General features: G+C 65.7%; 7 protein-coding genes and 1 pseudogene. 5 read left to right on the top strand and 3 right to left on the bottom strand.

What is annotated here, in order from left to right; translation table 11 throughout:
* Positions 1-101 precede the first annotated feature (101 nt).
* Positions 102-593: an Lrp/AsnC family transcriptional regulator gene (locus BJF92_RS10695; RefSeq protein WP_075634734.1), complete on the bottom strand. Its 492-nt coding sequence runs from the start codon at positions 591-593 to the stop codon at positions 102-104.
* Positions 594-758: 165 nt separating this feature from the next.
* Between BJF92_RS10695 and BJF92_RS10690 the strand changes: the two genes are divergently transcribed.
* Genes BJF92_RS10690 through BJF92_RS10670 form a run of 5 tightly spaced genes read left to right on the top strand, consistent with a single transcriptional unit; the run spans position 759 to position 4,723 of the window.
* Complete coding sequence (locus tag BJF92_RS10690; protein WP_075634733.1) at positions 759-1,538, top strand: ABC transporter ATP-binding protein; 780 nt, start codon at positions 759-761, stop codon at positions 1,536-1,538.
* A 39-nt stretch (positions 1,539-1,577) separates the two neighbouring features.
* The gene (locus BJF92_RS10685; RefSeq protein WP_075634732.1) at positions 1,578-2,351 is read left to right on the top strand and encodes a transporter substrate-binding domain-containing protein; all 774 of its coding nucleotides are present in this window, start codon (positions 1,578-1,580) and stop codon (positions 2,349-2,351) included.
* Between the two features lie 9 nt (positions 2,352-2,360).
* Positions 2,361-3,101, top strand: coding sequence for an ABC transporter permease (locus tag BJF92_RS10680; RefSeq protein ID WP_075634731.1), 741 nt, complete (start codon positions 2,361-2,363; stop codon positions 3,099-3,101).
* Positions 3,098-3,787, top strand: a complete 690-nt coding sequence (locus BJF92_RS10675) for an ABC transporter permease (RefSeq protein ID WP_075634730.1) — start codon at positions 3,098-3,100, stop codon at positions 3,785-3,787. Before BJF92_RS10680 ends, BJF92_RS10675 begins: the two co-directional genes overlap by 4 nt.
* Positions 3,788-3,805: 18 nt before the next feature.
* Positions 3,806-4,723, top strand: a complete 918-nt coding sequence (locus BJF92_RS10670) for a homocysteine S-methyltransferase family protein (protein ID WP_075634729.1) — start codon at positions 3,806-3,808, stop codon at positions 4,721-4,723.
* 35 nt (positions 4,724-4,758) lie between these two features.
* Here the strand turns inward: BJF92_RS10670 and BJF92_RS10665 are convergent.
* Both BJF92_RS10665 and BJF92_RS10660 read right to left on the bottom strand, forming a co-directional pair.
* Positions 4,759-4,890 (bottom strand): annotated as a pseudogene (locus tag BJF92_RS10665) (SDR family oxidoreductase); the annotation flags it as partial.
* 299 nt (positions 4,891-5,189) lie between these two features.
* Complete coding sequence (locus tag BJF92_RS10660) at positions 5,190-7,514, bottom strand: Tex family protein (protein WP_075634728.1); 2,325 nt, start codon at positions 7,512-7,514, stop codon at positions 5,190-5,192.
* Between the last annotated feature and the right edge of the window lie 35 nt (positions 7,515-7,549).

Raw genomic sequence — 7,549 nt, 5'->3', positions numbered from 1 at the left:
AAAAACACATCACTCATCACGGTCTCCTTTCCGAAACCGTGAATCACATCTCAAACCAAATTAATAGGTCCTGAGCCTAGCCCGGCCTTCCGGCGGCAGCTCTACCCGTCGGCATCGCTGCCGCCGGCCAGCGGCACGAACAGGCCGAGCTTGACGTCCCGCAACACGACATTGGTATGCATCCGGCGGATCTGAGGATTTTCGGCCATGATCAGCGCGGCGATATCGTCATAATGCTCGACATCCTGCGCCGTGACGATGGCGATCAGATCGACGGCGCCTGTCACGTAATAGACCTGCTGGATATGGTCCTGCCGTTCCGCCCAGATGCGGAACTTGGCCAGGGCATCGTAATTGTCGCGTTCAATCTCCATGCCGACGATGAAGACCATCGGCGTGCCCGTGGACTTGCGGTCGACGACGGCGATTTCCGAGCGGATGATGCCGTCCTCGCGAAGCCGCTTCAGCCGCCGCTGCACCGCCGAGGTCGAGAGGCCGATCTCCTCAGCGATCATTTCCGCCGTGCGCTGGCAATTGCGCTGGACGATCTGAAGGATGTCGCGGTCGAAGCGGTCGAGCCTGTCGGTCGCCATGCCCTTGTAGTCTCCTGTTTCCATGCAGGTGGGATCAGAAATTATCAGAAAATCCGCACTGAGAATAGAATTCTGCATAATTTGCCTATTTAAATATGGAATTGCGCGCAAAATTCCCGCTTCTTCGCGATAGTGTGGCGCGATTGTCGTTGACCGGACCCCTGTATGACCGAACTGCGCCCAGAGGCACTTTGCGTTGAAGATCTGCACAAGCGTTTTGGTGCGCAGGAGGTGCTGAAAGGCGTATCGACGACCGCACGCAGAGGCGATGTGATCTCGATCATCGGCTCCTCCGGCTCGGGCAAGAGCACCTTCCTGCGCTGCATCAATCTTCTGGAAATGCCGGATCGCGGGCGCATCGCCGTCAATGGCGAAACCATCGCGCTCAAGCCCACGCGCGCCGGCCATCTGCAGCCGAAAAGCTGGCGACAGGTGGAGCGCATTCGCAGCGGGCTCGGCATGGTGTTTCAGAGCTTCAATCTCTGGGCCCATATGACGGTGCTGGAGAACATCATCGAAGCGCCCGTTCACGTGCTCGGCCTCAGCCGCCAGGAGGCGGTGGACAAGGCCGAGGCGCTGCTGAACAAGGTGGGCCTCGCCGACAAGCGCGATGCCTATCCGGCCTTCCTGTCCGGCGGCCAGCAGCAGCGCGCGGCGATCGCCCGCGCCCTGTGCATCGACCCGGCGGTCATGCTGTTCGACGAGCCGACCTCGGCGCTCGATCCCGAACTCGTCGGCGAGGTCCTCAAGGTCATTCGAGACCTGGCCGACGAAGGCCGCACCATGCTGCTCGTCACCCATGAAATGCGCTTTGCCCGCGATGTGTCCAGCCACGTGCTGTTCCTGCATCAGGGGCGCATCGATGAGGAAGGGCCGCCGCAACAGGTCTTCGACGCCCCGGTCAGCGCGCGCTGCCGCGAATTCACCGGCGCGCTTGCGCGCTGATCCCTCTCAAACCGACATTCTTCTCTGGAGACACCGACGATGAAACTGTTTTCCGCGCTGATCGCTGGCGCCGCCTTCGCACTCACCGCCTTTTCCGCCCAGGCCGATGTACGCTTCGGCGTGATGAACGAGTCCTACCCGCCCTTCTTCGCCAAGGATGCGAGCGGCAAGTGGCATGGCTGGGAAATCGACCTGATGGACGCCGTCTGCGCGCAGATGAAGGAAAAGTGCTCGGTCGTCGAACTCTCCTGGGATGGCCTCATTCCGGCGCTGCAGAGCAAGAAGTTCGACGTGATCTGGTCCTCCATGGCCAACACCCAGGAACGCTCCAAGATCATCGACTTCACCGACAAATACTACAACACGCCGAGCACGCTGATCGGCCCGAAGGACCAGAAGACCGGCGCCACCGCCGATGACGTCAAGGGCAAGACCATCGGCATTCAGGTCTCGACCATCCAGTCGGACTACTTCAAGAAGTACTTCTCCAAGGTGGCCGAGGACAAGACCTACCAGACGCTGGACGAAGCCTTCCAGGACCTGCAGGCGGGGCGGATCGACTATGTCTTCGGCGATTCGCTGGCGCTTCAGGCGTTCCTCGACAGCGATGCCGGCAAGGACTGCTGCGCCAAGATGGGCGACGTGGCCGACGACCCGGAAATCCTCGGCGCCGGTGTCTCGGGCGGCCTGCGCAAGGAAGACACCGCGCTGAAGGCCAAGCTGAACGCGGCAATCGCCGCCGTGCGCGCCAGCGGCCAGTATGACGAGATCACGAAGAAATACTTCACCTTCGACATCTACGGCGCGAAGTAAGCGAACCCGATGGCGACGGCGCAACAAGGCATTCTGGATCTGCTCTCCCCCGTTCCGCCCGGATGGGGCGGAGTGCTCCTGAGCGGCGCCGCCTCCACGCTGGCCATTTCCGCCGGCGCCTTCCTGATCGGCCTCGTGCTGGGCACCGGGGGCGCGCTCGGCAAGCTCTCGGGGATCAGGCCGCTCGGCCTGATCCTGGAAGTCTACACGACGGCAATCCGCGCGGTTCCCGAGCTGATCCTGATCGTCGGCCTCTATTATGCCGGCATGGACGGGCTCAACCGCCTGCTGGCGCTGGCCGGCCTGCCTGCTTTCGAGCTCAACGGCTTCGCCGTGGCCATTGCCGTGCTCGGCTTCGTGCAGGGCGCCTATATGACCGAGGTGCTGCGCGGCGCCATCCTGGCGATCCCGATCGGCCAGATCGAGGCGGCAAAGGCGTTCGGCATGGGCCCGCGGCTCCGGTTCCGCCGCGTCGTTCTTCCGGCGCTGCTGCCCAATGCCCTGCCGGGCCTTGCCAATCTCTGGATGTCGATCATGAAGGACAGCGCCCTGGTCGCCGTCGTCGGCTATCAGGAACTGGCGCTCGCCACGCGGCTGGCGGCGGCCAGCACCAAGCATTATTTCCTGTTCTTCATGGCGTCGGCGCTGATCTATCTGGCGCTCACCCTGGTCTCGAACGCGCTGTTCACCCTCATGGAGCGACGGGTGCGGCGCGGCCAGCCGAAGCCTGCGGGGCACCTTGCCCCATGAGCTTCTCCTGGATCGACAGCTATTGGCCGCTTCTCCTGACGGGCGCCTGGCAGACGGTGGCGCTGCTGGTGATTTCCGTCGGCTTCGGCTTTCTCCTGGCCATCGGCATCGCCTTCGCGCAGGTCAGCGGCGGGCCGGTCACGCGTCTCCTTGCCCGGGGCTACTGCACCTTCTTCCGCGGCACGCCGCTGCTTATCCAGCTCTGGCTGCTTTATTACGGCGTCGGCTCGCTGCTGCCGTTGATCCCCGGCCTGCGCCAGTCGCTGTTCTGGCCAATCCTGCGCGAGGGCTTCTTCTTCGCCGCCGTCAGCTTCACGCTGAACTATGCGGCCTATGAGGCCGAAGTGCTGCGCGGCGCGCTGCTGGCCGTGCCCAAGGGCGAACTGGAAGCCGGCCGCGCCTTCGGCATGAGCCCGCTGCGGCTCGTCCGGCGCATCTGGCTGCCCCGCGCCATCCGCATCGCGCTGCCCACCATCGCCGGCGAAGTCGTCATGCAGCTGAAGGCCACGCCGCTGGCCTTCACGGTCACGGTGATGGACCTCTATGCGGTGGCGACCAAGGTGCGCCAGGACACGCTGCTGGTCTACGAGCCGCTCCTCGTCGTCACCCTCTTCTATCTCGTCATCACAGCCTTCATCGCCGGCCTGTTCCGCCTCGTGGAACGGCAGGTGCCGATGCGGCGCTGACCAATTGGAGTAAAGCCCATGACCCAACTCACCCTTCTCGATGGCGGCATGAGCCGCGAACTTCAACGCCTCGGCGCCGAGCTGAAGCAGCCGGAATGGTCGGCGCTGGCGCTGATGAATTCGCCCGAGATCGTGCAGGCCGTGCATGAGGAATTCATTGCCGCCGGTGCCGATGTCGTCACCACCAACAGCTACGCGCTCGTGCCCTTCCACATCGGCGAAGAGCGTTTCGAGGCGGATGGCGCGCGGCTGATCGCGCTCTCGGGCGCGCTGGCCCGCGCGGCTGCCGATGGCTGCGGCGATCGTGCGATCCGTGTCGCCGGCTCGCTGCCGCCGATCTTCGGCTCCTATGAGCCCCAGAATTTCGACCCCTCTCGGGTGCAGCATTATCTCAAGGTGCTGGTGGACAATCTCGCGCCTAACGTCGACGTCTGGCTCGGCGAGACGCTCAGCCTGATCGCCGAGGGCGAGGCCGTTCGCCAGGCCGTGGCCGGCACCGGCAAGCCCTTCTGGATCTCCTTCACGCTCGATGACAGGACGGACCGCCCGGCGCCGGACGTGCCGAAACTGCGCTCCGGGGAAACGGTGGAGGCGGCCGCACGATGGGCGGCGCAATCGGGCGCCCAGGCCCTGCTCTTCAACTGCAGCAGGCCGGAAATCATGCGCGCGGCCGTGGAAACCGCCAATCGCGTGATCAAGGAGGCCGGATCCGACCTGCGCATCGGCGTTTACGCCAATGCGTTTGAAGGTGAACAGGGCGAAGCCGCCGCCAATGAAGGCCTGCACGCCACCCGCGACGACCTGAACGACGACGCCTATTCCCGCTTTGCCTGCAGCTGGGTCGAGGCCGGCGCCTCCATGGTCGGCGGCTGCTGCGGCATCGGCGCCGCCCATATCCACCGGCTCAAGCAGACCCTGTCCGGCCTCGCGGTCTGACGCATCGGACAGGGGGGCGGAGCCGGTTCGATGCGTCAACGCGCCATCCAGCCGCCATCGACGGTGAGGACATGGCCGTGGACATAGGCGCCAGCGGGCAAGGCGAGGAAGACGCAGGCGCCGGCGAGGTCCGACGGGTCGCCCCAGCGGCCGGCGGGGATGCGCGCTGGTGGAACGCGCTTCGGCCGCATCATCGCCATCGGCCGCGCCGATCCCGCGAAAGGATCGGCGATGACATCACAGGGCAGCGCCCGGCTTTGAAACAAGGCCAGTCCGTCAAGGGCTCCGCCTCAGCGGGGAAGGCTCCTCACATGGATCTGCGCCCCACGAGCCCCGAAAGGACATGCTCGCCATGTCCCTCGGCCTCTTCGTCCACGGGCGTCTCCCGCCAGCAGGCTGATGAGGGCGCCCGCGGGGACACGATGTTCGGCAGGAAGAGCGGGGCGTGGCCCGAGACGGCGCGCCATTATTTTCGCTTCAACGCCTCCATCAGCGCCGCCCCGAGCGTACCCTGACCGGCGCCGCCACCCTTGGCGGGCGGCGGGCTCGCCTTGGTCGGGCCGGAGGGGCGGCGGTCCTTCTCCCTGTTGTCGCGCGGCGGCGCGGTGTCGGCGCCGGCGGCGGCGCTGGAGCGCATGGACAGGCCGATGCGCTTGCGGGGGACGTCGATCTCGGTCACGCGGACCTTGACGACATCGCCGGCCTTCACCACCGCATGCGGATCCTTCACGAAACGGTCGGCAAGCTGGGAGACGTGGACGAGGCCGTCCTGGTGGACGCCGATATCGACGAAGGCGCCGAAGGCGGCGACATTGGTGACGGTGCCTTCGAGCATCATGCCGACCTTGAGGTCCTTGATGTCCTCCACGCCCTCGGCAAAGGTCGCGGTCTTGAAGCTCGGGCGCGGGTCGCGGCCCGGCTTTTCGAGTTCGGCTAGGATGTCCTTCACCGTCGGCAGACCGAAGCGATCATCGACGAAGCGCTTCGGATCGAGCTGCTTCAGGGCCGCACTGTCGCCCATCAGCGCCCGAAGATCCCGGCCGCAGGCGGCGACGATCTTCTTCGCCACGCCATAGGCTTCCGGATGGACCGAGGAAGCGTCGAGCGGTTCCTTGCCATTCGGGATGCGCAGGAAGCCGGCGCATTGCTCGAAGGTGCGCGGGCCCAGACGCGGCACCTTCAACAGGTCCTTGCGGCTGGAAAAGGCGCCATTGGTATCGCGGTAGACGACGATCGCTTCCGCGGTGGTCTTGCCGAGCCCGGAGACGCGCGACAGCAACGGGGCCGAGGCCGTGTTGAGATCGACGCCGACGGCGTTCACAGCGTCTTCCACCACGGCATCCAGCGAGCGGCCGAGCCTGCCTTGATCGACATCGTGCTGATACTGGCCGACGCCGATCGATTTCGGCTCGATCTTCACGAGTTCGGCCAGCGGGTCCTGCAGGCGGCGCGCGATGGAAACGGCACCGCGCAGCGACACGTCGAGGTTGGGGAATTCGGCGGCCGCCGTTTCCGACGCCGAATAGACCGAGGCGCCGGCTTCGGAGACGATGACCTTGGTGGGCTTGGCGCTTCCCGCCGGAAAGGCCGCGAGCATGTCGGCCACAAGCTTTTCCGTCTCGCGGCTGCCGGTGCCGTTGCCGATGGCGATCAGTTCCACCTTGTGTTTGCGGATCAGGCTTGCAAGCACCTCCTGCGCGCCGCGAATGTCGTTCCTCGGCGGGAAGGGATAGACGGTCGCGGTTTCCGTCAGCTTGCCGGTGCCATCGACCACGGCAACCTTGACGCCGGTGCGGATGCCGGGATCGAGCCCCATGGTGGGGCGGGAACCGGCGGGGGCTGCGAGCAACAGGTCCTTCAGATTGCGGGCGAAGACGCGGATCGCCTCCTCCTCCGCCCGCTCGCGCAGTTCGCGGATCAGGTCGAGCGAGAGCGACGTGGAAAGCTTGACGCGCCAGGTCCAGCCGACGACCTCCATCAGCCATGCGTCGGCCGGGCCGCGGCCGATCGAAAGGCTGGCGGCGATGATGCGCTCGACGGGCTTGACCGTTGCCGTATCGCTCTCGTCCACGGTGATATCGACGCTCAGCACCTCCTCGTTCCAGCCGCGCAGCATGGCGAGCGCGCGGTGGCCGGCAATGGTGGCCCAGCGTTCGGTGTGGTCGAAATAGTCGGAGAACTTGGCGCCGGCCTCTTTCTTGCCCTCCACCACGCGGGCGCGGATCATCGCGACGTCGCGCATATGGGCGCGCAGGCGGCCGAGCAGCTCGGCATTCTCGCCGATGCCTTCGGCGATGATGTCGCGCGCGCCTTCCAGCGCGGCCTTCACGTCCGGCACTTCGGCGGTGAGGAAGGCGGCGGCTTTGTCCGCCGGCACGAGGCTGCGGTCGGCGAGAAGCGCCTCGGCGAGCGGGCCAAGCCCGCGCTCGCGCGCGATCTCGGCCTTGGTGCGGCGCTTCGGCTTGTAGGGCAGATAGAGGTCTTCCAGCTCCGCCTTGGTGGTGACGGTGGCGATCTTGTCCTCCAGCTCGTCCGTCAGCCTGCCCTGCCCGCGGATCGACTCGAGAATGGCGGCGCGACGGGCGTCCAGCTCGCGCAGATAAGTGAGGCGTTCGGCGAGGATGCGCAGCTGCGTGTCATCGAGCCCTTCGGTGACTTCCTTGCGGTAGCGGGCGATGAAGGGAACGGTGGCGCCGCCATCCAGAAGCTCCACGGCCGCCGTGACCTGTTGGGGTCTGGCATTGATTTCGCCGGCAATGATGGCGGCGATCGGCAGGGGCGGTCTCTTCATGGTCTTTTTCCTCGGCTCGTGACTCGGGCAGACCA

This window comes from Xaviernesmea rhizosphaerae, from assembly GCF_001938945.1.
Lineage (GTDB): Bacteria > Pseudomonadota > Alphaproteobacteria > Rhizobiales > Rhizobiaceae > Xaviernesmea > Xaviernesmea rhizosphaerae.
Note: the sequence above shows the minus strand (reverse complement) of the source record. Positions and strands in the feature narration are given on the sequence as shown.

What these genes read in the sequence shown, in the direction of transcription:
- BJF92_RS10695 (WP_075634734.1), bottom strand. Translation starts at nt 593, where the DNA reads ATGGCGACCGACAGGCTCGACCGCTTCGACCGCGACATCCTTCAGATC.
- BJF92_RS10690 (WP_075634733.1), top strand. Translation starts at nt 759, where the DNA reads ATGACCGAACTGCGCCCAGAGGCACTTTGCGTTGAAGATCTGCACAAG.
- BJF92_RS10680 (WP_075634731.1), top strand. Translation starts at nt 2,361, where the DNA reads ATGGCGACGGCGCAACAAGGCATTCTGGATCTGCTCTCCCCCGTTCCG.
- BJF92_RS10660 (WP_075634728.1), bottom strand. Translation starts at nt 7,514, where the DNA reads ATGAAGAGACCGCCCCTGCCGATCGCCGCCATCATTGCCGGCGAAATC.
- BJF92_RS10670 (WP_075634729.1), top strand. Translation starts at nt 3,806, where the DNA reads ATGACCCAACTCACCCTTCTCGATGGCGGCATGAGCCGCGAACTTCAA.
- BJF92_RS10675 (WP_075634730.1), top strand. Translation starts at nt 3,098, where the DNA reads ATGAGCTTCTCCTGGATCGACAGCTATTGGCCGCTTCTCCTGACGGGC.
- BJF92_RS10685 (WP_075634732.1), top strand. Translation starts at nt 1,578, where the DNA reads ATGAAACTGTTTTCCGCGCTGATCGCTGGCGCCGCCTTCGCACTCACC.